The sequence below is a fragment of the Idiomarina sp. 28-8 genome (assembly GCF_000320945.2).
GTDB lineage: Bacteria > Pseudomonadota > Gammaproteobacteria > Enterobacterales > Alteromonadaceae > Idiomarina > Idiomarina loihiensis.
In genome coordinates this window covers 329,450-355,188 of the sequence record NZ_DF266791.1, presented here as the reverse complement: position 1 = coordinate 355,188, position 25,739 = coordinate 329,450, and the positions used below count along the sequence as shown (strand labels likewise).

Genomic DNA, 25,739 nt, shown 5'->3' with positions numbered 1-25,739 from the left:
TTATCGATGAAATCGGTTATTTACCCTTCGGACGTGAAGAAGCGAATCTGTTCTTTAACGTCATAGCCAAGCGTTATGAGCACGGCAGCGTTATTGTTACCAGTAACTTACCGTTCTCACAATGGTCAACGGCCTTCGCTGACGACCAGACGCTGACAGCGGCACTGCTCGACCGGTTACTGCATCATGCACACATCGTGCAGATTGCCGGAAACAGCTATCGGTTACGAGGGAAAAAAACGGCCGGAATAGTACCGGTAACGAATCAGCAGATTAATGAGTAAACCGCTAAGGGTGGGTCAATTTTACTTTACCGCTAAGTGGGTCAAAATTAGATTACCGTTGACAAGCATATTAATAGGACGTTCATGCCCAAGACCACGGACTTTTTTAGTCATCCACTCGACAGCTGCTTTGCGATCACCCTCAAATAGATCGGTTGCTCGGGAGAACACCTCTATGAGGCTGTACAGCCGATTACTTTCATTCATGGTAAAGCGACCATCTCTCTTTCGACGCTGGAAGGTTGTTGAGGGGATACGGAGCGTATCACGCATGCTTGCCTGGGTTACCCCCATCAAGGAAGACAACAAGTAGAGAACTTTTATCGGGAGCCCCTTCATGACTTGTTCGCGCAGTTGAGCGTCCTCGTTTGGAAGACCCAGTTCCGCCCAAATATTTGGAGGCCATGAAACTGGGATGTATTCACGCAGCTCCATAAAAACTCCAGTTGGTTAATTGTGAATGTGCTACACAAATAAAAGTAGCACAGGTTTAGTTGAATTCCTTCCACATATACAGACCTGCGAAGCTAACGGAGGATGGCTCTGGTGAGGTTTTGAAAAGCAGAAAGTCAGCCAGGAAAAGGACTCTGGTGAACGAGAGAGGCCTAGTTGGAATAGATAGATTCCTAGCTCAGAGTAAAATGGGTTTTCAATAGAGCTAGTGATGATCTTTAAGAAGGTCCCTGCGACTTAAGCGAGGGAAGCTTTTGAAGCTCTGAAATCGTTTCCAGCATTGAATCGAGTGCGTCCTTGTCACTCATTTCCCTCGACTTATAGCTATCAGCTATTTTAAATATTTGCTGAAGTCTAACTTTAACTGGTGTCGACTCCTTGCAGTCATCGATTTGCTCAGATGAGCCTGGGAAATTGATTTCATTTGCCAAGTGAACATATCTCGACAATGTGTCATTCGACGCGTGCATGGTAATTTTACGGCAAGCGGTAGCAGCCACTGTTAAAATGTTCTGGAAACTGCCAGCAGCAGACAGTTTGCGTAGCTCCTTGGCTACAGTCAATGTTATGAACCTGTGGCGAAAAGAGTGATTCGTGACGTGTCTCAGGTCCCGGCAGTATTTACTCCCGTTGATAACTTTTTTTGCGTAGTTTTTTAGGTAGGAAGCTTTCAGTTCTGCTCCGCTTCTTGAGTCCACGAAAATGGAATCGTGAGTAATATTCGGGAAAGTTCGTTCTATGAGGTTTATGTGCCAAAGTACAATTTGTAGATCATCCTGCGACACTCTGACTTCGCGTGTTCTCCCTCGGTATTTACCCTTCATAATTGGGATATCTCTAATGACAGGGGTCTTATTAGTATCCAAAAGGGATTCGGCGGCTTTTTTTATCGATGACCGACTTATTTTATGAACTTCAGTAATTCTCGACCCGGTAATCTCCAGCAATGTTGTGAACGCCTGCCATCGAGTAAGCAAGAACTCATCGATCTCAGGGTGAAAAGTCGTACAATTGATCGCATCTAGCCATTTTTCTAATTCATAATCTCGGATGTATTCTATCCCTGCATCGATATGAATAAGTCCTTCAAGGCAATGGTGTGTCAGATATGTGATCTCGCGGTGTCCTTTCTTAAACTTCTTTTCTTCCATGTGTACTTTGTAATCAGCCGTCGCGTCGCTTTCAAATGTCGCCAAAATATCTTCTGGATGGCGGTCAGAAACGAAAGATATGTACTGAAGAGCCAATCTGACGTGAGAGATGATTGTTGAGTCTGTTACGCCCCTATCTTTTAGGCAGTCAACGAATTCGTAGAGGGCGCTATCATCGACCTCGCGAATAGTGAGGTTTTCATCCTCCAAGAATGCGCAGAATATGTTTAGGCTATAAGCCTTTTTTACGACCGTGGGAGCAAGAGGTTTGATGTTGTACACCTTAGGGCCACCTCCGATCTCGGTTAAAAATGCGTTGGCAGTCCAGTTAAAGTGACCTCCTTTCATCAGGATGAGGGGAAGTTGGCACGTACTACGATCTGCGAGTCTCCTGTTTGTTAAAAGGAAGCTCAAATCTGGTTCTTTAGCGACTACGACTTTTGACATTATTTAACTTGCCAGAGTCGTTTTTTGCCAAGCACTCGTGCCTGTTCCAAAATTAACGACCGGAACGATTCGTCCGCTTGCTTATCCTCTTCGTAATTATCGATGACTTGAAGATATGAACGGTAGACCTCGGCCAAGGCAGTCTTTAAATCTTCATTCTCTTTGCGGAGCATGGAAAGAGCATCATCGTCGCGATTATGATGGTATTTAGAGCTCTTAGAGCTTTGTTTGACGGCAAGCTTGTCATTTGCTCTCTTAAGCGACTTTAGCAGTACCTTGAGTGCCTGTGCATTATGCTCTGCGTAGGCTGTATTTCGCGAAAACGATAGGATATCGCCTAGTTTATCATCGCTCCATTTGTACACTGAAGCTTCAGAAATATAGTTGCCCTTCAATTCGAGGCTTGATGGAACGTCATCAATGGTTCGTATCAAATTAATTAGATCAGCCTTAGCGAGCATAGACCTTGTGATATCACTTTTCCTTTTCCGAATTCGGTCGGACGTTTGACCCGGTTTGAACTTGGACATTAGTGGCTTTCCTCGGATTGAGTAAAATAAAAGAAGACGTCATCACCATCAATCTTGTGGAAGCGCACTTGTTGTTTGGTTTTAGCTTTATGCTTTTCAATGAGTTCGCGAGCCAAAGGCTCGATAACAGTGGTAACGCTGGAAGATTGCCTAGCTTTCCTAACAATTTTCTGGATTTCTTCATCTGCGTTTATTGGCTTATGAACTGAAGATGCAATCTTTGCAATTGTCGATTCGGCCTCATCAATCCATTCGTCGGTGGGAGAAACTTCAGCGTAGTGAAATGTCTGGTCTAAACCAGCATGTCCCATAAACCAAGATAGTTCTTCTAAACCTGAGTCCTGGGTGAACTTGAAGTATAAAACAGCAAAGAAGCGGCGAAATTGGTGAGGTCTTGGATACCATCTCCTTCCGTCGATTAGCGGGGACTGACTCCAGTCCGTGAATTCCGACAAGTAGTCATATATCGTGTCACCGGAAATGGGTTGTAAGTGTACTTTTGCGTCAGCAGTTCCCCTAAATAATAGGGAAGTAGTGAGTGAGCGTGGGGTAGTGCTTCTACTGAATAAAAAAGACTCAGAATCTTCTGCAAAGAGACCTCTTCTGTCTTCAACTTGACTGGAAAATGAAGCGAATTCAAGCCCATAATCATAGATGAGATCTGGAATCGGGCGATGAACCTGCTCAAGTTGCCATCGTTCGGAGCTTTTTGGAATTCGTAGTATAATATCGAACAACCCATCCATTGGCGATTGGACGAAACAATCTCGGGACAGACCTAAAAGTGAGCTTAGTCTTGCGCTCGTAAATGTGGCGAGAAGAGTAAAAATTGCAGCGGTGTATAAACGTGTCGCCTTATACAAAAAGAGCTGGTTATCCGTCTCTCCAGGCTCGCCCGGCTTTTTTAGTGGGTAACAGGAGGCTTTTAGCTCTTTGAGAACATCAGGAAGAACCGTTTTTTCAAAGACATCCTGCTGGACGCTTGAAAATGAATGCTGGTACTTTCCCACTCCAATAGAATCCAAAAGAGTCTTTTCGGCTCTAGCTAAGTTTGCAAAATACTCCCGCAGTGCTTCTCCATATTTTCGACAAAATGTTAGCGAGGAAGAGATGGCATGAAAGCAAACATGAGCTGGAATGAGTGCAGTTCTTTGGGTACTGAGCATGTTTTCAAAAATCAATTCACCTCCTGCAAAAAGGTTCATCGAAGAGTGAGGAAATTTATACACTTGGGCCGGTCGAGCTGTAAAAAGCGCTTCTAGTTTGGAGATTTCATTAGAAATCGTTTTTTCACTAGGCAATAAGTGCTCTTCTACATCAAATGAATTTCTATGCGCGTCTTGATGCTGTTTTTTATATTTTTTTGTTGCCTGAAAGTCTTGGTGACTATCTTCTAAAAAGCCTATTAATCTTCCTTTCAGGGATAGAAGACTTCTTGAACTAAGATCGAATTTAATTTTAACTTCTTCCCAATTGATCTGGTTTCGAGATTCGTATCGACCCGATATATATTCAAGAGCTTGACTAAACAGTTGTTCTTCGACTTGAAAATCTAATAAGTAACCCTTTAGATGATCAAAGCGAATTTGAGAAAGCAGCTTTATTTTTGGCTTATTGAGTTTTGAATTTACTTCATTAGCATGCTTAATGAGGTGACATACAGAGTTAAGGACGCTTGCAATTCGTTTCGGTCGTGTTATTTTTCCTTTGGTATCCAGGTAAAGCAAGCTATTCTGAATATCCTTTAGAAGGTGCTTATTTGAAGGCTCTGTTAATAACGAATTTTCTGAAACGGGCTTTGAGAATGTTATTGTTCGAGCCAGATTTAGGTCACTACTGTAGTCTACTTCGATACCCACGACTGCGACCTTCCAGGTTGTGTCGTATACGTCGTTATTGATCATCCAGGACGGCTTGGTGTAGTGAAGCTCAGACGGATTTTCAATGATTTCGTTTGAGTCATTAATTTCTTTGAAGGGATTGATTCCGGTCCTTTCCATTTCAAATGTCTCCTGCTTCTTTTAGTTGCTTTTCTGCTTGCCTCAAAAGCTGTTTCATTATCACCGGACCTTCCGCGATCTTTTGGATTGCAGCTCGACAATGGAGCTTAAGTGCTTCGTCGTTTCCGTGGTTTAGATATTTAAGTGCTAGCTTGATATTTCTGAGCGAAACACAGAAAAATATTGGGGGCTCTTCCGTTGCGCTTTCGTCAGATGAGGTTAGGGCTTGATGGAGTCTCCCTCCCATATGAGGGTAGGAAAATGCTGTTTTAAGATCTAATACGCGGTCAGGAGAGGCTTTCCTAAAGTCTTTTTCTGGTACCTGTTCGTTCGCAACGCTCATGTACAATAATATGTTCTGAAAAGATCGTATCTTTGAGCGATAAACTAGTTCCGAGAGGTAGGGAGGGATGTATCGATGGAGAGTCGTTTTAACAGTGTTTCCAAGGTAGGCTGCCGTTTTTAAAGCGTTACCGTTAGAGGTCAGATAAATCCACACACCTTTGCTTGTTCTAATTTTCTTGAGCGAAGCGAACTTCAGACAGGGGCTCTTTAAAGCAACATGATCTCTCATCTGATTAAATGCATTCTGAAAGCTTTCGGGCCTTGGTCTTACTAACGATTGTTTGGTTTTACAGAGCCAGAGGGAGTTCTGTTGCGTGCTGATTCTGCATCGCTCAGTCATGTTAAGAGCCATTTGAAGGCAGACCGCAGCATTAATCTTATGCTCTTCTATTGAGCTGAGCTCCTCCAGTGTCCCTGATGCGTACGTCGATCTCGATCGGCGAGCCCGAGGTTTTGAAGTCTTTATTCTGACCGATCCGTTATCGGTTACTTGAACGAACTCATGTCCACGCCCATCTGTAGAAACTTTCACTTTGTAAAGTGAGTAGGGGTTGATTCCCAGTTCTTCAATGATAATGACTTGCATAGCCGATGCTACTTTGACGGTTAACGGTAAGTGAGCTCTAACCTCGTCTGTAAGGCTCAGCCCGTTCATCTTTGGTGTTGGATCTTGTCCTGTGAACTGGTCAAAGAAGTGATCGAAGTAAAAGAAAAGATTTTCGTCCGGTAGAGGGGCTGATCTAGTAATTGGATTGAGGCGGTTCCTGCGATTGATTTTAGTTACCGATGGAATTTTGAAATCTTTTGTTTTTAAAAGCTCAGACCGTTGGCTGTTAGCGATAAGCACATCTTTGTTGGCGAACTTCTGATACGCCTGCCAAACCGTTCTGCGAGCTTCCTGGAGCAGGATATCCAAATTACTTCTGAGCTGACCAGCTAGTCCTTCAATAAAATCATCGGTATTGCGGAACGTCTCTATCTTACGTTCATCGTAGATATACGTTGAACTCAACAACGGGTTGTCCGTTCTGACTCTCTCCGTATTGGTATCTCGACGAAGATTGCCTGGAAGATCTGTTTCTTTCGGTATTAATCCATGATCTTTTAAAACAATGAATGCATTCTTGACGTTCTGAAATCTGCTGTAGGTAGTAGCTCGGCTATTTTCACTCAGTTCTGAATTCCTGAATTTAAGAAGCTCACCTTCAATAACCTTTGGTTGTTGATTCCAGGACAAATGGCTTTTGCTTATTTGTTTAAGAAACTTGGATAAAGGGTTTCTGTGGTGTTTAGCGTGCTTAAAATTATAGACATGCTCTTTGAGGCGTTTGGCAATCTCGGTTGTGCAGGTCTCTGACAGGGTTTGTTCAAACTCTTCGTCCGCTGAAAGTGGTTCAGCTTTTATTTGGCTCAGGTACGTCTTTGGTAATTTTTGTAACTTGTAGGCGTTGTGCTCTTCGGCATTTCGAGGGGCGGATGGAAAGATGAAGTTGCTCGAAATAATCTCGTTCTTAACAAGTTCATCCAGCAGCACTCTAATTTCATATAATTTTCTCACCGCCACAAGGCGTACGTATTTTGAACACAGGTGGTTGCGGATAAATGTAAGGGCTTTTGAAAGAGCTGCGCCGTCATCGCTATTTAAGGGAGTTGAAAGAACTCGGATGTAGTGACTAAGGGGTATCGCAAGTTCGGAACGCCTCTTGTGTGGAAGATTACTGAAATGATGCTGGATAATAGCTAAACATTCCTTGCTTAAATCCGCACAGATTCCATTCAAGTTCTCGAAATTCGACATACTTAAAACCCTATTTGAACGTGTCAACTAGACATAACCTAGGAATAATTTGAAAAATTACAATAGCGACTGGGCGATAAGGCTTAATTTGTTACAAGTTGAAAGTGACACTCCGACGTTATTCCGCAAGTGGTCAGCGTCATAAAAGATAAACGTCCTGAAAACACGAAGGCAATTGAATTTCCTCAGCATTGCCCGATTTGTCAATCCGATATTGAACGCGTTGAAGGCGAAGCCGTTGCCCGCTGTACCGGTGGTCTGTATTGCGCGGCTCAGCGAAAGGAAGCGATTAAACATTTTGCTTCCCGCAAAGCCATGGATATTGATGGACTAGGCGATAAAATTGTCGAGCAACTGGTAGAGCGGGACTGGATAAAATCGCCGGCCGATCTTTATCGTCTGTCCAAAGCTGAATTGGCAACTTTGCCGAGAATGGGCGCTAAATCTGCAGAAAATCTTCGAAATGCCATTAAAGCGACACAGGAAACAACTTTAGCCCGTTTTATTTATGCATTAGGTATTCGGGAAGTCGGGGAAGCGACGGCAAACGCGCTGGCGAACCACTTCAAAAACCTGGATGCTTTAATTGCTGCTGAAAGTGAACAGCTACAGGAAGTTCCGGATGTCGGTGCTGTTGTCGCTAAGCATATTGTGGCTTTTTTCCATGAAGCCCATAACCAGCAGGTGGTTGCGGAATTGCGTGAGTTTATTTCCTGGCCTGAGGGTGAGGAGGCAAGCTCCGTGCAAAGTGACCGCTTATCGGGCAATACCTATGTTATTACCGGTACTTTGTCGACTATGACTCGTGACGAGGCGAAGTCTGCTTTAGAAGCCTTAGGGGCGAAAGTTGCTTCCAGTGTTTCTAAAAAGACAACCGCGCTGGTTGCCGGGGAAAATGCCGGCTCAAAACTGACCAAAGCCCAGTCTCTCGGGCTTGATATATTAGATGAGAATGCGTTAGCTGAGCTGCTCAGCGACTAACGTCCTTTAACGCTCAGGTCTTTTAGAAGGCCTGAGCCATTGATATCGACAATGCCTTTTTCTTCATCAAACTCGAACCGGATAGTCGGGTGTGTGGTTTCCAGCAGATAGCTACGGTCATCAATCTGCACTCGCAGATGACTCAGTGGTTCATCTTCATCAAACTCTTGCCGGTGATTCATGCTGACTTTGTGATCACCAATATTGAGCTCGAAACCTTTGAAGAAACCATTAGCAAACTCTGCGACATAAACCTGTCCCTGCTTATTTACAAACAGATTAAGAATGTAATTTGGCGGCATTTCGGACGTACGCATTTGCGACTTGCCGGCAGTAAAAATAATGGTGTCATAAACCTTTTTATACTCAAAACCAAAGGTTAAAGGTTCCGTACGGCCTGATGGATAAATGACTTTACCACTACCTTCGGCTTTCCAGTCGGCTAAAGTTTGAGCGCTAAATAGTAGCGCTGCAAGGAAAAAAAAGTATTTTACGCTATTCATAGGTTGCCTCAACTACTCACCTCGGTAACATCTACTTTTAACTTAAGCATTTGTCCGGGTTGTAGATAACGATTGCGTTGAATGTTGTTCCATTGTTCAATTTGACGAATGGTGACATTAAATTTATCAGCAATCCTGGCTAATGAGTCACCGCTACGCACACGGTATCTTATATTACGCATGATACTGTTAATACTGCTTTGTATCGTCGAAGATGGCTCGGCTTTCGTCCAAACCACGAGTTCTTGTCCTGGCCTTAAATAATCCCCCGGAGCCATTGAGTTCCAGCGAGCCAAATCACGAAGGTTTACCTGATAAGCGCGACTGAGATCCCAGAGCGTATCGCCAGACTGAACGACGTGTTCAATACGTTTACCTGAACGTTTCTGATCTTGACGGTCCTCGCGGCGCTGATCTTGCGATAATGTGTAATTGTCGATATCGAGTGTGGCAACTGGCACTAACAAATGATCGCCTGCGCGGATGATATCACTGCTGATATCATTAACCTGCTGTATCACGTCAACAGAGGTATTGTATTTTTTGGAAATAACGAGCAGGCTCTCACCCGATTTAACCTCGTGGCGGGTCCAGCTCAGCCAGTCTTTTGGCTCTGTTTTATCCAAAGCCTGTTTAAACTTATCCGCATTTTGATTAGGCAGAAGTAAACGATGTGGGCCGTTCGGCGCCGTTGCCCAGCGGTTATAACCAGAGTTATACTGGTGCAGTAAATCCAGAGGCATATCAGCCATATCAGCAGCTAATGCTAGGTCGATTTGTGCTGGTGTCTCAACAACCTCAAGCTTTGGCTGATTTTCGATCGGGTACCATGCCACACCATACTCTTCACTGTTGGCTAATATTTCTGCTAAAGCTAATAGCTTGGGCACGTATGCGCGAGTTTCGCGAGGTAGCGATAGATTCCAGAAGTCAGTTGGTTTGTTCAGACGCTCATTTTTGCGAATTGCAGCGGCAACTCGGCCTTCACCTGAATTATAGGCTGCCAGTGCGTGCATCCAGTCACCGTCGAAGTATCGATGAAGTGCCTGTAAATAATCGAGTGCAGCGTGTGTTGCGGCAAAAACATCGCGACGACCATCGTACCACCAGTTGATATCCAAACCATATTGACGCGCGGTACCCGGAATAAACTGCCAGACACCAGAGGCACTGCCGTGCGAATAAGCAAACGGGTCGAAAGCACTTTCGACTATCGGCAATAAAGCCAGATCTACTGGCATATCACGTTTTTCCAGCTCTTCAACAATGAGATGCAGGTAAGGTTCAGCGCGTTTAGCAACGCGGTCTAAATACTCCGGGTGGCTGGCATACCAGTTGCGCTGGCTTTGCACTCTGGGTACATCAGGCACATGAAAGCTCAATTGCTGGCGAATACGCACCCATAAATCTTCCTGCTCTTGCGGGGTAAGCTTTACAGGTTCGCTGATTTTGATTTCTTCTTCGGCGTGCCGACTGATCACTTCTTCCGGAATGACCGTCAGTTTAAGCTCTGTAGTTTCGTTTTTTGTATTTACCGGTTCATTATTACTAAACAGCATTGTGCTCTGGCAGCCGCTTAATGCCAAACCACTGGCCACCATACAATACTTTAACCATACCTTCTTTTGCTCGCTGTTTATCATGCGTAATCTACTTCCGATAATTATTAAAATCTTGAGGAGTTTAAAGAATCACGCATTATCTTTCCACTGTCTAATTGTATAAAAAACATCCTCGGGGCTATTTTTTACACTTTCTGCATGCTTATTTGCTGCTGCAATAACACTTTTTTGGTCAAACCGGAGAAAAGGATTAATGGCTAACTCTAGTTGCAGCGTGCTTGGCAGAGTTATTTGCTCTTGTTCACGTAACATTCTGACCTTTTCAGCGTAACTTTGCAGCACAGCGTTCTCTGGCTCAACTTTCAATGCGAAATTTACATTCGCCTGAGTATATTCGTGGGCACAGAAGACCCGAGTTTCGCCCGGCAGCTTACGCAGCTTTAATAACGACTGCGTAAATTGTTCTGGCGTACCTTCAAACATACGGCCACAGCCACCGGAAAACAGTGTGTCACCGCAAAACAAAAAGCCGGGAGTATAAAAACTGATATGGTCCAGTGTGTGTCCCGGAGTGGTTAATACCTGCCACTGAATACCTCCAACGGTCAGCTCATCGCCTTCTGTAACTGTCTTGGTGAGCGTTTTTATCTCTGGGTTTTCCGGACCGATGACCGGACACGGGCTCTGTTCTATTAATTCAGCTATGCCACCAGTGTGGTCGTAATGGTGGTGAGTGACTAAAATAGTCTCAATACTTTTACTATTTTGTTCCAACCATTGTTGAACGGGTTGGGCTTCGCCGGGGTCTACAATAATAACCTTGTTTTTATCGTTGGTTTCAATTGCCCATATGTAGTTGTCGTCGAAAGCTTCAATAGCGTGCACTCGCATGTTAACCCCTATAACGCTAGGATGAGAAACCCAGCGAGTAAGTTGAAGATAAGTTCATAATACAGGAATTAGCCGTGTTAATTAAACCAGCATATTCGAAAATTGATTTAGCGGCTCCCGGGGACTGGCAGCAAATGGCTTGCGGGCACTACATGATGGAACAGACGGCTGAGTTAATTCGCGCTCATCAGCGACGGTTGAAACCAGGAAAAACCGTGGCTATAGGCTCTTTGAGTCCGGGGCTTAACGAGTGTATTAAAAATGGAGCTCAGTGGCTGACTGTCGGCACAGGTAGTGACGTAGCGGTTCGCAGCAAATTAACGGAGCTGGCTTTGAAGGAAGACAGTGTCGATAACCTAGTTGCTCCTTTTGTCCTTGAATTTTGTCGGCATCCGCACCAGCTACTTAGGGAGGTTACGAGAGTACTGGATGATGATGGCGTATTAATACTTACGGGGTTTAACCCCTATAGTCCGGCAGTAGCCAGTGGCTTTTTCATTCGCCATAAAAAGAGCTTTCCATGGTGTGGAAGGTACTTTACGCCAGTGAGAGTTAAGGACTGGCTGGAATTATTGGGATTCGAAATTCTGGAGTCTGAATTTTATGTTTCGAATTTTCTGCACCATAGCGAACACCGGGGAAGTGACTGGTCGACGAAGCTAAGCAACCTGATACCAGGACTGCGCGCAGCTTATTTCATAGTGGCACGAAAACAAACTCTGATTAACAGATTAAAACCGTCAGCTCAAAGAAAGCAGCTTGCGGTTAATGGAAGACAGGCAGCAACAGCAATGACGACGAAACATTTTTCAAAGTCTAATAAACAAATAAGAGGTAAATCATGATTACAGCACAAGAGTTATGTGGAAAAGCGAAATCGAACGTCAAAGAAGTAAACACCGAAGAACTACAAAAGGCCATAGAGCAGGGCGCGCGCGTTATTGATGTAAGAGAACCGGCTGAATATGGGCAGGGGCACATTCGACAAGCGGTGAACATGCCCCGTGGTGTGTTGGAAATGCAGCTAAATCAGCACCCTGATGTGGCTGGATATGACAATGCTCTGGAACGCATCGCCGAAAAGCCTTTGTACCTTATTTGTCGAACCGGTGGTCGTTCAGCTCTGGCGGCAGAGAGCTTGCAACGCATGGGGCTGGATAATGTCTATAGCGTAGATGGCGGCATGAGCGCCTGGCAGGAAAATAAACTGCCGGTAGTTGCCGGCGAGTAATTTACTCGCCCCCAAATCCTTCATCTTCAAGCATAGGCTCGCGCGTTGCGGCGTCGCGGGCCAGTTCATCACAACGCTCATTTTGTTTATGCCCGGAATGGCCTTTAATCCATTTCCATTCAACTTTATGACGGTTAACTTCTTCGTCCAGTTGTTGCCATAAGTCTTTATTTTTAACCGCTTTACGAGCAGAAGTACGCCAGCCGTTTTGCTTCCAGCGATGCATCCACTGCTCGACACCTTGTTTCACATACTGGCTGTCGGTAGTCAGTATGACATGACAGGAGCGCTTTAACTCGCGCAGGCCAGCGATAGTAGCCAGCATCTCCATGCGGTTATTGGTGGTCAGACGATACCCCTGACTTAATTCTTTGTGATGTTTCCCGTATTCCAGTACAGCGCCATAGCCACCCGGCCCCGGGTTTCCCAGACAAGAACCATCAGTATATAAATGAACAGTTTTTGAGTTCGACATGTTACTTGCTACTATATCCTTTGTTTCCAGCGAGTATATCAGGATTTCACCATGCGTCAGGTCGTATTAGATACAGAAACTACCGGAATTGACCCTGCAAAGGGACACAGAATTATTGAAATAGGCTGTGTGGAGCTTATTAATCGCAAATTAACCGGTAATCATTTTCATGTTTACATTAATCCGGAGCGGGTGGTCGAGCAGGAAGCAATTGAAGTTCACGGTATAACCAATGACTTTTTAACCGACAAGCCCGTATTCGCTCAGGTGGTGCAAGATTTCATTGAATTTATTAAAGGCTCTCAGTTAGTTATTCATAATGCGCCATTTGACGTGGGCTTTATGGATGCTGAATTTAGTCGTATTCGCCCGGCGGTTGGCCTGACCAATGATTTCTGCTCGGTACTCGATACCTTGCAGCTTGCCCGTGAAATGCGCCCGGGGCAAAGAAACAGTTTGGATGCACTATGCCGCGCCTACGACGTTGATAACTCTGCGCGTGAACTGCACGGCGCCTTACTGGATGCCGAGATTCTTGCTGACGTCTATTTGATGATGACCGGTGGGCAAACGGCATTAAACCTGGCCAGCCACGGAAAAGACAATCAGGGTGGCTCACAAAAAGTGGAACATCAACGAATAACCAATCGTCCCGCATTAAAGGTTTTACGGGCAACGGCCGATGAAGAAGCATTACATCAGGAGCGTTTGGCGCGAGTCAAAGAAGAAGGTGGACATTGTCTGTGGCAAGACTCTTAGCAGTATTATTGGTTTTAATAAGTAGCTCATCAGCCTACGCGGTACAGAGTTTTAGCACGGTTGATTCTGACTCGAAGGAGGAAGTTGAAAAGCGTGCGATGAGCCTTATTGAAGGCGATCTTACTAATAAATTGCCAATTAAAGGGCAAAGTTTCCGCATAGACGAGAACGTTGAAGAGATTACTCTGTTATTTTTCCGCGAGCCGGGCAGCAAGCCCCTGGTTATTATTAAGCCTGATGGGAGCAAGTGGTACGATACTCGTTATCCAGCGGAAAAAGTAACTTGGTATACCGATCCTAACTTTGACATTATCCGGATAAAAGAACCTCAGCCTGGTCCCTGGCAGGCGGCTGGTCGCATCGATGAAGAAAATAAAGCCTTAGTTATTTCTGATATTCGCTTTGAAGCTGAGCCTTTACCGAGTCCATTATTTCAGAACGAAGAGCTGAAAGTAGAAGGAAAACTCTATAATGGCGACGAAGTGGTTAAAACTTCACGTTTTCGTCAGACCGTTTTGCTGGATGTTCTATTTGTCAGTACCAATAACTCAGACTTTGATAACTTCGGCTCGAATCCGTCACGTGTGGCACAATTTGAAGACGACGGGCGAGGGCATGACGAAAGAGCGGGTGATGGTATATTTACCGGTTTCTTTAATCTGGATGTTGTACCGGGTGAGTGGATGGCCACTTATGAAATGACCACCCCGCTGTATCAACGAGTGTTTGAATCAGGCCCTGTTGAGGTTAAGCCGTTACCAGTTGAATTTAATGTTATTCAGTCAGAGTCTGTGGACGATAATCATCAATTAGTCGTTCGTGTTAATGAAGACTGGATAGATCCACAGAGCCTGGTGATTAATGGTGAGACCAGCTTTCCTAACGGAGAGGTTCGTAAATTTACGGTCAGCCAGATAGAGGGTTTTCCGCATAGTGTCGAAATTGCTAACCTGGCTTTTGGTAAACACCTTATAGACTTAGATATTTTTGCCACTAGTGTCGGGGGGCGTGAGTTTGAAGCCAGAATTGATGACTTTAGTTTTATTGCAAAGGAACCGCCTCCACCTGAACCGACAGCCGCAGAGCTGGCTGAACGACAGCAAATAGAGCTTGAGCGTCAACGTGAACAGGCAAGACTAGAACGCGAGGCCAAGCAAAAACAGGCGATGACCAATCTGATCATTATTGTTGTTGTTAATATTGTTCTCATTGCGTTAGCTTTAGTTGGGCTGTGGTGGTTTAAGTTTCGTCGGAAAAAAGTTGCCGTTGAGAGCGATGAAGCGGAAGCTGAAAAACCAGAGAAAAGTGGTAAAAAGTGACCTTTGTGGTTAAAAAAGCACAGATCTGAATATAAATCAGACAGTCGGTTAAAATCTTTAAAAAAAGTGTTGACTCATTTGCCCCTCACTCGTAATATGCACGCCGCGTTGAGGGAGACTTCAACGTGTAGTACTAATGCGGAGTGGTAGTTCAGTTGGTTAGAATGCCGGCCTGTCACGCCGGAGGTCGCGGGTTCGAGTCCCGTCCACTCCGCCATTTAGTACGCCTCAAAGAATTTTTGCGGAGTGGTAGTTCAGTTGGTTAGAATGCCGGCCTGTCACGCCGGAGGTCGCGGGTTCGAGTCCCGTCCACTCCGCCATTATTCTCTCTCTCTTAGTAATCCCCCCTGTAAAATCTAAATTAATTATCTTTTTTATTTTCTTTCGTTTGTTGTATTTTTTATCCATCTTAAGTTTTACCCCGAAGATCATGCTTTTTGCCGTTTAGCTCTTGAGCCTGAGCCTCCACAGGGCTAGAGTATTGTCACCAAAATCACAATGATAAACATAGACAACGGGAGATACCCATGCGGAAAACTTTACTGGCTGTAGCTGTGAGTGCGGCAGTATCGTTGGGAGCTTGCAGTGATGCAAATGACTCATCGACAACTGAGAACAAAACTGCTTCAACTGAAGCTTCTAAAGACAGCAGTCAACAAGCAAAAGAAACCAATCCATTCTACAAACCCAGCCCTCTGCTGTATCAGGCACCTGACTTCGATGCCATTGAGTTCAAACATTTTGAGCCTGCGTTTGAAAAGGGTATGGAAGAGCACATGGCTGAAATTGAAGCCATTGCAAATAACTCAGCAGAGCCAACATTTGAGAATACCATTGTAGCGATGGAAAAATCGGGTGCGATCCTTGGCCGTGTTTCATCAGTTTTCTACAACCTGTCATCGTCCAATAGTGATGAACAAATTCGCGAGCTGCAGGGTAAGTTAGCTCCGAAGTTAGCGGCTCATAGCGATAATATTCGTCTGAACGCTAAATTGTTTGCCCGAATTAAGTCACTTCATGACAAACGTGACGAATTAGAGCTGGATACTGCGTCAGAACGTTTATTAGAAGACACCTACAAAGGTTTTGTCCGTGCTGGTGCTGAACTAAATGAAGATGAGCAACAACAGATTCGCGATGTTAATTCGCAACTTTCCAGCCTGACAACAGAATTTCGCAACAGCTTAATGAAGTTGACCAAGGAAAACGTGATTGTCGTTGATTCTAAAGAAGAATTAGCCGGCTTAAGTGATAGTCAAATCAGTAGCTTGGCGAGTGCGGCTGAAAGCCGTGATATGCCGGGTAAATACGCCATTACTTTAACTAACACAACACGTCAGTCTATTTTGACTGATCTTGAAAACCGCGAATTGCGTCAGCGCATTTGGGAAGCGTCCTCAAACCGTGGCACAGGAAATACCGAGACCGATACTCGCCCAATGGTTGCAAAGCTAACTCAGTTGCGTGCAGAAAAGGCGAATCTATTAGGTTATGACACCTGGGGTGATTACGTTCTTGAAGAAAACATGGCCGGTAATCCAGAAGCCGCTCAAAAAATGTTGCGTGATCTGGTTCCTGCAGTTGTAAGCAACGTTGAAAGCGAAGCCGAAGAGATTCGTGCGATGATTGAGGCTGAAGGCGAACAGCATGAACTGAAACCTTGGGACTGGTTCTACTACGCAGAGAAAGTTCGCGAAGAAAAATACGCGATTGACTCTGACGAAGTGAAAAAATACTTCGAATTTAATCGTGTTCTGGAAGACGGCGTGTTCTATGCAATGAACCAATTGTTTGGCATCACTTTTGAAGAGCGTAACGATATCCCTGTTTATCAGGATGATGTTGTTGTTTATGAAGTGAAAGACGTAGACGGCTCAAGTTTAGGTTTGTTCTATGCGGACTATTATGCTCGCGACAGCAAACGCGGTGGAGCCTGGATGAGCTCGTTCCGTACTCAGTCTGAATTGATGAACCAGAAGCCGGTCATTTTGAATAACATGAACATCACTAAAGCGCCTGAGGGTGAACCAACCTTGTTAAGCTTTGATGAAGTTTCAACCATGTTCCATGAAATGGGCCATGCGTTGCACGGCATGTTCTCTGACGTGAAATATCCATCTCAGGCAGGTACGTCTGTGCCGCGTGACTACGTTGAGTTCCCTTCAACTTTCCAGGAAGACTGGACGCTGAACCCGAAAGTTATTGCAAATTATGCAAAGCATTACGAAACGGGTGAACAGATTCCTGACGAGTTACTGCAAAAAGTACTGGATGCACGTAACTTTAACCAGGGCTTTGATACTTTAGAGTATATTTCCGCTGCGTTACTGGATCTTGAGTATCATACAGTGGAGCCGGGTACAGAAATTAGCGACATTGAGAAGTTTGAGCAGGCCGCGCTGGAGAAAAACGGTGTAGCTATTGAAGCCGTACCACCACGCTACCGTTCAACTTACTTTGCTCACGTATTTGCCGGCGGCTACTCAGCAGGTTACTACGCTTACATGTGGAGTGAAGTGTTGGCAGCCGATGCGTTTAAACACATGGGCAATAACGGTGGTTTGAGCCTTGAAAATGGCCAGGCTTTCCGTAAAGAAATTCTGTCAAAAGGCAGCAGTAAAGATCCTATGCAACAGTACATCGACTGGCGTGGTCAGGAGCCGACTGTTGAAGCCTTGCTTGAACGTCGCGGATTAACGGATCCTAGTATCGACTAAGTCGTACTGAAATAATTTCGACTGAACAGTCGTTATCTAAAGCCACTGGCGTTATCATCGTCAGTGGCTTTTTTATTATCTGCAGATAGGCGAGGCACAAATGCAAGAACGGATTGTCATAGTTGGTGGTGGTGCAGGCGGATTAGAATTGGCGACGATGCTGGGAAGAAAGCTGGGTCGCAAGAAGAAAGCAAAGATAACGCTAATTGACAGAAACAGTACTCACTTATGGAAGCCGTTGTTGCACGAAGTAGCCTCAGGTGCTCTGGACTCGCGGCTGGCTGAACTGGATTACCGCGGACAAAGTGCCCGCGAAGGTTTCCAGTTTCTGGTCGGTACGTTAGAGGCTGTGAATAAAGACGAAAAGTCTATTCAACTGGCGGCGATAACAGATGAGCAGGGCCATGAAGTGTTGGCGCCGCGCAGTATTCAATACGATAGATTAATTCTTGCCATTGGCAGTGTTACCGCAGACTTTGGAACCCCCGGCGTTAGCGATCATTGTTATTTTCTGGACTCACTGCGTCAGGCGGATGAGTTCCATGAACATTTACTAAATGAGTTTTTACGGGTAAATCAGTCGATCGAAGACGGCGAAAATACGAAATTGTCACTGGCTATTGTGGGCGGTGGGGCAACCGGAGTAGAACTGGCTGCTGAACTCATTCATTCGGTGTCATTGTTATCTATTTATGGTCTTTCTTTCCTTGATCAAAAACATTTTGAAGTTCGCTTGGTTGAAGCCGGTAAACGATTATTGCCCGCGTTGCCTGAGCGTTTGTCAGCATCGGTAGAGAAGAAACTGAAATCGCTGGGTGTTGAAGTCATATTGGGTAATCCGGTTACTGAAGTAAAAGAAAACACTCTGGTGTTGTCTGAAGGAGAGAATATCAGTGCTAACTTAATGGTATGGGCAGCCGGTGTCCGGGCTCCCGATTTTGTCAGTGAATGGGGTCTGAAAGTTCGCAAAAACAATCAAATTGAAGTAAATGAGTATCTCCAGTCGGTCTCTGACGAAAGCATTTATGCCATAGGCGACTGTGCTGGTTGCCGCATAGACGATGAACGTTGGGTACCACCAAGAGCTCAGTCAGCACATCAGATGGCTGAATGTTTATATCAGAACATTGTGCGTGAGTACCGCAACAAACCGGCGAAAGCCTTTAAGTATAAAGACAGAGGCTCGCTCGTCTCACTGAGCCGTTTTTCGGCGGTGGGTAATTTAATGCAAAGTAAAAGTCTGTCAATGTCGCTTGAAGGCACTTTAGCGCGTTGGGCTTACGCCAGTTTATACCGCATGCACCAAAGAGCCTTACACGGTTGGTGGAAGATGTTTTTGTTGTTAATGGTGGACAAACTTAACCATGTTGTAAAACCGCGACTGAAGTTACACTGACGATATACTTCAGAGGCTGCTTAAGGCACAATAACGACCCTAAAATGATAATGAAAAAAGCCAGACTGTATCCGTAAAATGACTGCACCAAATTTTGTTCACTTAAGAGTTCATAGCGACTTTTCCATGATAGACGGACTGGCGAAAGTTGGTCCAATTTGTGAGGCTGTTGCTGAAGCGGGTATGCCTGCTTTAGCTATTACCGACCAAATGAACTTTTGTGGTCTGGTTCGCTACTATGGAAAGGCGCATCAATTGGGCTTAAAGCCATTAATAGGGTGCGATTTCTGGGTGCAGGCTGACTATCCTGAATCTGAAATTTTCCGCCTGACCGCACTGGCAATGGATAACGAAGGTTATCAGCAGATAACTCAGCTTATTTCAAAAGCTTATTTGCGCGGTAATATTAAAGGTAAGCCGGTTATCGATAAAGACTGGCTGAAGGAGCATAACGAAGGCATTATCTTATTGTCCGGAAGCCGTCAGGGCGATGTAGGGCAGGCTCTAATTAAAGGCCACGACAGTCAGCTGGATGCCGCCCTCGATTTCTATCAGCAATATTTTCCTGATCGCTATTACCTGGAGCTGGTGCGCACCGGTCGACCTCAGGAAGAAACCTATTTACATAAAGCGGTGGCTTTAGCCGGAGAAACCGGTCTACCCGTTGTCGCTACTAATGAAGTGGTTTTCCTGAAAGAAGAAGACTTTGATGCTCACGAAATTCGTGTGGCTATTCACGACGGGTATCAACTAGAAGACAAACGCCGGCCAAAGAAATATTTACCACAACAATATTTGCGCTCCAGCGAAGAAATGACAGAGTTGTTTTCTGACATTCCTGAAGCAATAGAAAATACTGTTGAAATAGCTAAGCGTTGTAATGTCACTGTGCGTTTGGGCGAATACTTCCTGCCTAAGTTTCCCACTGGCGACCTGACAACGGAAGAGTTTTTAATCAAAGTTTCGGAAGAAGGGCTGGAAGAACGTTTAGAGTTTTTGTTTCCTGACGCGGAAGAGCGACAGCAAAAGCGCCCAGAGTACGACGAACGACTCAAGCGCGAACTCGGCGTTATTAACGATATGGGCTTTCCCGGATATTTCCTTATCGTTATGGAATTCATTCAGTGGAGTAAAGATAACGGCATCCCCGTAGGCCCGGGACGCGGTTCAGGTGCAGGCTCTCTGGTGGCTTATGCACTTAAAATAACGGATTTGGATCCGCTTGAATTTGACTTGCTTTTCGAACGATTCCTTAACCCTGAGCGGGTTTCCATGCCGGATTTCGATGTCGACTTCTGTATGGAGCGTCGGGATGAAGTTATAGATCACGTTGCTGACCTATATGGCCGTGAAGCGGTTTCGCAAATTATTACCTTCGGTACCATGGCGGCTAAGGCTGCGATACGCGATGTCGGACGGGTATTGGCTCACCCGTATGGCTTTGTCGACCGAATTTCCAAATTAATACCGGGCGATCCGGGCATGACCCTGGCCAAAGCCTTTGAAATTGAGCCTCAGCTTGGTGCCGCGTACGACCAGGATGAAGAAGTTAAGGCCATTATTGATATGGCCCGTATTCTTGAAGGTGTGACTCGTAATGCTGGTAAACACGCTGGTGGCGTGGTTATTTCCCCAACCAAAATAACCGACTTCTCGCCATTGTATTGCGATGACGAAGGCAACAACCCGGTCACTCAGTTTGATAAAGACGATGTTGAGTCAGCAGGTCTGGTTAAGTTCGACTTTTTGGGGCTGAGAACGCTGACCATTATTCAGTGGGCGGTTGATATGGTGAACCGCCGTCATGCTAAGAGCGGCAAAGAGCCCATTGATATTACGTCGATTGATTTAACTGATCCGGCGTGTTTTAAACTGTTGAAAAAAGCCGAGACAACGGCGGTGTTCCAGTTAGAGTCGCGTGGCATGAAAGAGCTTATTAAAAAGCTTTTGCCAGACTCTTTCGAAGACATTATCGCCTTGGTGGCGCTATTCCGGCCGGGGCCTCTGCAGTCCGGCATGGTTGATAACTTTATTGACCGAAAGCACGGCAGGGAAGAAATCTCATACCCCGATGCTGAGTATCAGCATGAGAGTTTGCAACCAATACTGGAACCGACTTACGGTGTCATCCTCTATCAGGAACAGGTAATGCAAATTGCCCAGGTTCTGGCGGGCTACACTTTGGGTGGCGCAGATTTATTACGCCGTGCAATGGGTAAGAAAAAGCCTGAAGAAATGGCAAAGCAGCGAGAAATTTTCGCTAAAGGTGCTGCAAAGAATAATATCGACCCTGAACTGGCAACGAAAATCTTCGACTTGGTAGAGAAATTTGCCGGTTATGGATTTAACAAGTCGCACTCGGCTGCCTACGCTTTAGTGTCATACCAGACCTTATGGATGAAAACCCACTTTCCGGCAGAATTTATGGCTGCGGTGATGTCTGCCGATATGGACAACACCGACAAAATTGTCACTCTGGCGGACGAATGCGAACGCATGGGGCTGGATTTGTTGCCGCCGGATGTGAACAAAGGCGAATATAAGTTTACCGTAGATGAACAGCAACGAGTGGTTTACGGTATAGGCGCAATAAAAGGTGTGGGTGAAGGGCCAATTGAGTCTATTATCAAAGCCCGGGAAGAGGGCGGGCCGTTTCGCGATTTATTCGACTTCTGTTGCCGGGTTGACCTAAAGCGAATGAATAAGCGTATTCTACAGCGCTTAATTCGTGCTGGTGCAATGGACAACTTAGGACCTCACCGCGCTTCATTAATGGCGACGTTGGAAAAAGCCATTCGTCAGGCCGAACAGCATTTGAATGCAGAAAAAATTGGTCAGTCGGATATGTTTGGGGTGCTCACCACCGAACCTGAAGCGGTTGAGCAGGAGTTTGTCAGCGTACGTAAATGGTCGGAAGCGGTCTGGTTAGAAGGCGAACGTGACACCCTGGGTCTTTATTTAACCGGTCACCCCATTAACCGTTTTCGTGCAGAGCTCAAGCATTACATTAATAGTACCTTGTCCAATGTTACTCCCACCCGCAAAGATGAGAGTATTGCCATTGCCGGGTTGGTGATTGATGTGAGAGTACTGACCAATAAAAGAGGTCAGCGTTTTGCTATAGTGACTTTAGATGACAAAACAGCGCGCATGGATGTACGCTTATTTAGTAATGAATACGAAAGTTATCAGGAATTGCTCGAAAAAGACCGAATTTTGTGGATAAAAGGTGAGGTCAGATTTGATAACTTCAGTAATAGCAATACAATGACTGCCAGAGAAGTGATGGCAATTGAGCAGGCTCGGGAAACTTATCTCCGGCATTTAGCAATTACAGTAACGGATGAGCAGCTTGCTAAAGGTCTTGCCGGAAAACTGGAAAAGCTATTACAGCCCTTTGCTGAAGGGACTTGTCCGATAAAAATGCGGTATCAGTCGGAACGTGTTGAAGCCACTTTAAATGTTGGCGCACAATGGTATGTGAATCCGTCTGATGAATTAATATACGAATTACAGAATTTGCTGGGAACTCAGCAAGTTTCACTTGAATTTTAAAGGAAATGACAGCGAATGAGCCTTAATTTTCTGGATTTTGAACAACCTATTGCGGAACTTGAAGCGCAAATCGAGGAACTGAAGTCTGTTGGCAACCGCGGACAACTGGATCTTAACTTGGAAGAGGAAGTGCAGCGGCTGACCACAAAGAGTCAGGAACTGACAGAGAAAATCTTTTCTGATTTAGGTGCGTGGCAGGTAGCACAGCTGGCGCGTCATCCGTTGCGTCCATACACGCTTGACTATATTCGCATGATATTCACCGAGTTTGACGAAATGGCGGGTGATCGCTCTTTTGCTAACGACGAGGCGATTGTTGGCGGTATTGCGCGTTTAGACGGCACTCCGGTTATGGTTATAGGGCAGCAAAAAGGCCGCGAAACCAAAGAGAAGATCCGTCGTAACTTTGGTATGCCAAAGCCGGAAGGTTATCGTAAGGCGCTACGCCTGATGCAAACCGCAGAACGGTTTAAAATGCCAATTGTTACCTTCATTGATACACCGGGCGCTTATCCTGGAATTGGTGCGGAAGAACGCGGTCAGAGTGAAGCCATTGCGCGCAACTTGAAAGTGATGGCTCGCTTAACCGTTCCTATCGTTTGTACTGTTATTGGAGAGGGTGGTTCTGGTGGTGCTCTGGCTATTGGTGTCGGTGACCGCGTTAACATGCTGCAATACAGTACGTACTCGGTTATTTCTCCGGAAGGTTGTGCTTCTATTTTGTGGAAAAGTGCCAGCAAAGCACCATTAGCAGCAGAAGCTATGGGGGTAACCGCAGAGCGAAGTAAAGAGTTGGGTCTGGTTGACTCTGTGATACCTGAGCCTTTAGGCGGCGCACACCGTCATCAGGAAGAAATGGCAGTACGCCTTAAGCGTCAGCTGATTGCTGATTTAGGCAGCTTACAGGGGTTAAGCCACGAGGAACTGCTGGATCAGCGTTATCGTAAACTTATGTCTTTTGGTTACTGCTAATTACCAATGATGAAAGATGGTCTTTATGACCTGTTTTGTGAAAGCTTAGAGTCTCTTGCATTAAAGCCGGGGCAGCAATTAGTTGCTGCCCTTGGTGGCGGGGCTGACTCGCAAACTATCCTCGACTTGCTGATGCGCTTTCGTCAGCATAACCCTCAGTATCAGTATTTAGCCATTCATTTAGATCATAGCTTTCACCCCAGTTCAGCTGACTGGTCGTCGACCATTGAGCATGCTGCTAAGGCCTATGGTGTAAAAACGGTTTTTGAGCCGCTTAATGTGCCCGTAGAAAACCGGCAAAGCAAAGAGGCCGCCGGGCGTGAAAGCCGTTACCGGAGAATGGCCGAGCTGACCGACGATGATGCGGTATTACTGCTTGGACAACACCGCAATGACCAAATTGAAACCTTTTTTCTGCAATTAAAACGCGGCAGCGGGCCAAAAGGCTTATCCTCAATGGCCGCTGTTCAGCCATGGGTGGACAACCGCCGTCTCTGCCGTCCTTTGCTCAGTGTCAGTAAAGAAGACATTTTAAGCTATGCGCGGCAACAGAAATTAACCTGGATTGAAGACGATACGAACTACGACACTCGTATTGAGCGGAACTTTTTGCGACATAAAGTGGTGCCGTTATTAGAGCAGCGCTGGCCACAGTTTGGGATTAGCGTGCTGAGGTCAGCAAAACTTTGTGCCGAGCAACAGCAGGTGATGGATGAACTGTTGCTGGAAAAACTGCATAAAGCGCAGAAGCACAAGAGCCACTTTCCTTTAAGTTTACTCAGTGATCATTCTGCTGCTATGCAGCGAGCGTTACTGCGAGCCTGGCTACAAGAACAAAAATATTCGTTGCCCAGTTACGAGCAACTGGAGCAAATTCGCTTACAAGCTCAAAGCGCAACAGACGACAGCCAAATGCAGGTTCAGTGTGATGGCTACAGTGTGCGCTACTTTCAATACGCACTATGGTGTGACAACAATACCGGGCAATTACCGGCAGATTGTTGGTTAGCTGAGGCTAATGTCAATTTGGGGGAGTGGGGCACATTAAGCGTGCCAGATGCATTGCTGACGAATAATAATGAGTTGAGATTAACCTTTTCGTTAACCTCAGAAAAGCTGGCAAAGCCTGGGCGTCAGGGGCGCAAAAAACTAAAAGACTGGTTGAAGCAGGCAGGAATTCCGCCGTGGTTAAGAGCCCGACGACCAATACTTGAGTTGAACGCTCAGTACGTGTGGGTGGCCGGACTAGGCTGGTTCAGCTATCAGGTTATTGAGAAAACAGAATTCGACAGCCTTCAGTTACCTGAGCCAAACTGGGTTAGCTCAGGTGTTGATTCTTACCGGCTACTTTAGCGGCGTAAAGGCGTCTGTCAGCTTCATCAATAATATCCTGGGGACTATGAAAACTTTCCATAACCAGGCTACCAGCGCTAACGCCAATATTGAAAGTGGCAAGGCTAATATCGTTATCGAGTGCATCCCGAATACGCCGAAAAACGTCGTCTGCTTGTTCGAGCCTTGTGTTTTCCAGTATTAATACGAATTCATCGCCACCATAGCGAAATACCCGATCCGTATCGCGCAGTTGCTGCTGCAATAAATTGCCAAACAGCTTCAGTACTTCATCACCTTGCTGGTGCCCATGACGGTCGTTGACGTTTTTAAAGCCATCCATATCCAATAACATGACAATATGAGACTGTTTGTTATCGCGCTTTAAACGTGCACTGATGTGCTCAAGCGTTTCGTCCAGTAAGGCTCTGTTACCAAGGCCGGTTAAATGGTCCCGTATCGCAACTTTTCTTAAGCGCGAAAACTCTATAGCGTTACGCAGAGGGAAAGTCAGCTGTCGGTGCATTTGTTCCAGGCGCACTTTATTCACATAGGATGGTTGACGTTTGAATTGGTAAACCATTTGTCCTAAGTATTCCTTATCGGCATAAAGCATTACCGAGTATTCACTCTCAAGACTTTCGTAATCGCCAATTAAATTAATAATTTGATCATCAGAGATAAATTGCAGGGCACTTACCGGTAGACGCTGAACCATGTATTCTGCGTAAATAGATAATACCTGATGCAAATCGAGAGATGTCTGCAACCGTTCAGTTAACGGGGTTGATTTGCTTTGCAAATCGGCCGATGAGGTTAATTGACTGATAATTGCCTGAGTTTTGTTCTCAGTTGCCTTACTCTCAGTTTTTGCTACAGCTCTGTTTAGCATGACAAACCTTTTTGCCTGAATTTGATAATTGAAAATTTATTTGCAAATATTAGGCCAAAAATAGAAAAGCTATATTTTACAAAACGTTATAAGAGCTAGTTTTTCTGAAACAAAAGAGTGTTACTATTTTGACACTCATAAAAACA

Annotated in this window: 20 protein-coding genes, 2 tRNA genes and 1 pseudogene; 13 read left to right on the top strand and 10 right to left on the bottom strand. The window is 45.4% G+C overall.

The features are described 5' to 3' along the window. Positions 1–284, top strand: a 284-nt coding sequence (locus RJ32_RS09600) for an ATP-binding protein (protein ID WP_034821676.1), incomplete at its 5' end; no start/stop codon positions are given. 21 nt (positions 285–305) lie between these two features. Here RJ32_RS09600 and RJ32_RS09595 read toward each other — a convergent pair. From RJ32_RS09595 to RJ32_RS09575, 5 genes are all read right to left on the bottom strand, one after another. After that, the gene (locus RJ32_RS09595) at positions 306–719 is read right to left on the bottom strand and encodes an antitoxin Xre-like helix-turn-helix domain-containing protein (protein WP_051018772.1); all 414 of its coding nucleotides are present in this window, start codon (positions 717–719) and stop codon (positions 306–308) included. 236 nt (positions 720–955) lie between these two features. Further along, positions 956–2,335 (bottom strand): site-specific integrase, encoded by a 1,380-nt coding sequence (locus RJ32_RS09590; protein ID WP_034821671.1) that lies wholly within the window; start codon positions 2,333–2,335, stop codon positions 956–958. After that, complete coding sequence (locus RJ32_RS09585; protein ID WP_034821667.1) at positions 2,335–2,865, bottom strand: hypothetical protein; 531 nt, start codon at positions 2,863–2,865, stop codon at positions 2,335–2,337. Before RJ32_RS09585 ends, RJ32_RS09590 begins: the two co-directional genes overlap by 1 nt. Continuing rightward, complete coding sequence (locus RJ32_RS09580; protein ID WP_034821665.1) at positions 2,865–4,865, bottom strand: hypothetical protein; 2,001 nt, start codon at positions 4,863–4,865, stop codon at positions 2,865–2,867. Before RJ32_RS09580 ends, RJ32_RS09585 begins: the two co-directional genes overlap by 1 nt. Position 4,866: 1 nt before the next feature. After that, complete coding sequence (locus RJ32_RS09575; protein ID WP_051018770.1) at positions 4,867–7,008, bottom strand: hypothetical protein; 2,142 nt, start codon at positions 7,006–7,008, stop codon at positions 4,867–4,869. Positions 7,009–7,122: 114 nt separating this feature from the next. On the opposite strand from RJ32_RS09575, the pseudogene ligA reads away from it, so the two are divergent. Beyond that, positions 7,123–7,989: pseudogene (gene ligA, locus RJ32_RS09570) on the top strand (NAD-dependent DNA ligase LigA); the annotation flags it as partial. On the opposite strand, the gene RJ32_RS09565 reads toward ligA, so the two are convergent. From RJ32_RS09565 to gloB, 3 genes are read right to left on the bottom strand one after another with little or no spacing between them, the layout of a single operon-like run. After that, positions 7,986–8,492 (bottom strand): hypothetical protein, encoded by a 507-nt coding sequence (locus RJ32_RS09565; RefSeq protein ID WP_034821663.1) that lies wholly within the window; start codon positions 8,490–8,492, stop codon positions 7,986–7,988. The pseudogene ligA and the gene RJ32_RS09565 overlap by 4 nt on opposite strands. An 8-nt stretch (positions 8,493–8,500) precedes the next feature. Continuing rightward, complete coding sequence (locus RJ32_RS09560; RefSeq protein WP_034821661.1) at positions 8,501–10,135, bottom strand: LysM peptidoglycan-binding domain-containing protein; 1,635 nt, start codon at positions 10,133–10,135, stop codon at positions 8,501–8,503. A 48-nt stretch (positions 10,136–10,183) separates the two neighbouring features. Beyond that, positions 10,184–10,945 carry a hydroxyacylglutathione hydrolase gene (gene gloB / locus RJ32_RS09555; RefSeq protein WP_034821660.1) on the bottom strand — a complete coding sequence of 254 codons (762 nt, stop codon included), beginning with the start codon at positions 10,943–10,945 and terminating at the stop codon, positions 10,184–10,186. A 74-nt stretch (positions 10,946–11,019) separates the two neighbouring features. On the opposite strand from gloB, the gene RJ32_RS09550 reads away from it, so the two are divergent. Then, entirely contained in the window at positions 11,020–11,790 is a 771-nt protein-coding gene (locus tag RJ32_RS09550) for a class I SAM-dependent methyltransferase (RefSeq protein ID WP_034821659.1), read from the top strand. Beyond that, a complete protein-coding gene (locus RJ32_RS09545) occupies positions 11,787–12,176 on the top strand; it encodes a rhodanese-like domain-containing protein (RefSeq protein WP_011234931.1) in 390 nt (129 codons plus the stop codon). The genes RJ32_RS09550 and RJ32_RS09545 overlap by 4 nt, the downstream gene beginning before the upstream one ends. A 1-nt stretch (position 12,177) precedes the next feature. Here RJ32_RS09545 and rnhA read toward each other — a convergent pair whose 3' ends face one another. After that, positions 12,178–12,651: a ribonuclease HI gene (gene rnhA / locus RJ32_RS09540; protein ID WP_011234930.1), complete on the bottom strand. Its 474-nt coding sequence runs from the start codon at positions 12,649–12,651 to the stop codon at positions 12,178–12,180. A 51-nt stretch (positions 12,652–12,702) separates the two neighbouring features. On the opposite strand from rnhA, the gene dnaQ reads away from it, so the two are divergent. The 9 genes from dnaQ (at position 12,703) to tilS (ending at position 24,722) form a co-directional block, all read left to right on the top strand. Further along, complete coding sequence (dnaQ, locus tag RJ32_RS09535; RefSeq protein ID WP_011234929.1) at positions 12,703–13,410, top strand: DNA polymerase III subunit epsilon; 708 nt, start codon at positions 12,703–12,705, stop codon at positions 13,408–13,410. Further along, positions 13,395–14,729, top strand: coding sequence for a TIGR03503 family protein (locus RJ32_RS09530; RefSeq protein WP_034821655.1), 1,335 nt, complete (start codon positions 13,395–13,397; stop codon positions 14,727–14,729). The genes dnaQ and RJ32_RS09530 overlap by 16 nt, the downstream gene beginning before the upstream one ends. 140 nt (positions 14,730–14,869) lie before the next feature. Next, positions 14,870–14,946 (top strand) — tRNA-Asp (locus RJ32_RS09525). 26 nt (positions 14,947–14,972) lie between these two features. Next, positions 14,973–15,049: transfer RNA gene (locus tag RJ32_RS09520), tRNA-Asp, on the top strand. A 207-nt stretch (positions 15,050–15,256) separates the two neighbouring features. Continuing rightward, the gene (locus RJ32_RS09515; protein ID WP_034821651.1) at positions 15,257–17,446 is read left to right on the top strand and encodes a M3 family metallopeptidase; all 2,190 of its coding nucleotides are present in this window, start codon (positions 15,257–15,259) and stop codon (positions 17,444–17,446) included. Between the two features lie 100 nt (positions 17,447–17,546). After that, positions 17,547–18,842, top strand: a complete 1,296-nt coding sequence (locus RJ32_RS09510) for an NAD(P)/FAD-dependent oxidoreductase (RefSeq protein WP_034821648.1) — start codon at positions 17,547–17,549, stop codon at positions 18,840–18,842. Between the two features lie 78 nt (positions 18,843–18,920). Next, the gene (gene dnaE, locus RJ32_RS09505; protein WP_034821645.1) at positions 18,921–22,397 is read left to right on the top strand and encodes a DNA polymerase III subunit alpha; all 3,477 of its coding nucleotides are present in this window, start codon (positions 18,921–18,923) and stop codon (positions 22,395–22,397) included. A gap of 15 nt (positions 22,398–22,412) precedes the next feature. Beyond that, complete coding sequence (gene accA, locus RJ32_RS09500) at positions 22,413–23,369, top strand: acetyl-CoA carboxylase carboxyl transferase subunit alpha (RefSeq protein ID WP_011234924.1); 957 nt, start codon at positions 22,413–22,415, stop codon at positions 23,367–23,369. A 6-nt stretch (positions 23,370–23,375) separates the two neighbouring features. Further along, positions 23,376–24,722: a tRNA lysidine(34) synthetase TilS gene (gene tilS / locus RJ32_RS09495; protein WP_034821642.1), complete on the top strand. Its 1,347-nt coding sequence runs from the start codon at positions 23,376–23,378 to the stop codon at positions 24,720–24,722. On the opposite strand, the gene RJ32_RS09490 is transcribed toward tilS, so the two are convergent. Beyond that, positions 24,688–25,593: a GGDEF domain-containing protein gene (locus RJ32_RS09490; RefSeq protein WP_034821640.1), complete on the bottom strand. Its 906-nt coding sequence runs from the start codon at positions 25,591–25,593 to the stop codon at positions 24,688–24,690. The genes tilS and RJ32_RS09490 overlap by 35 nt on opposite strands. Positions 25,594–25,739 lie beyond the last annotated feature (146 nt).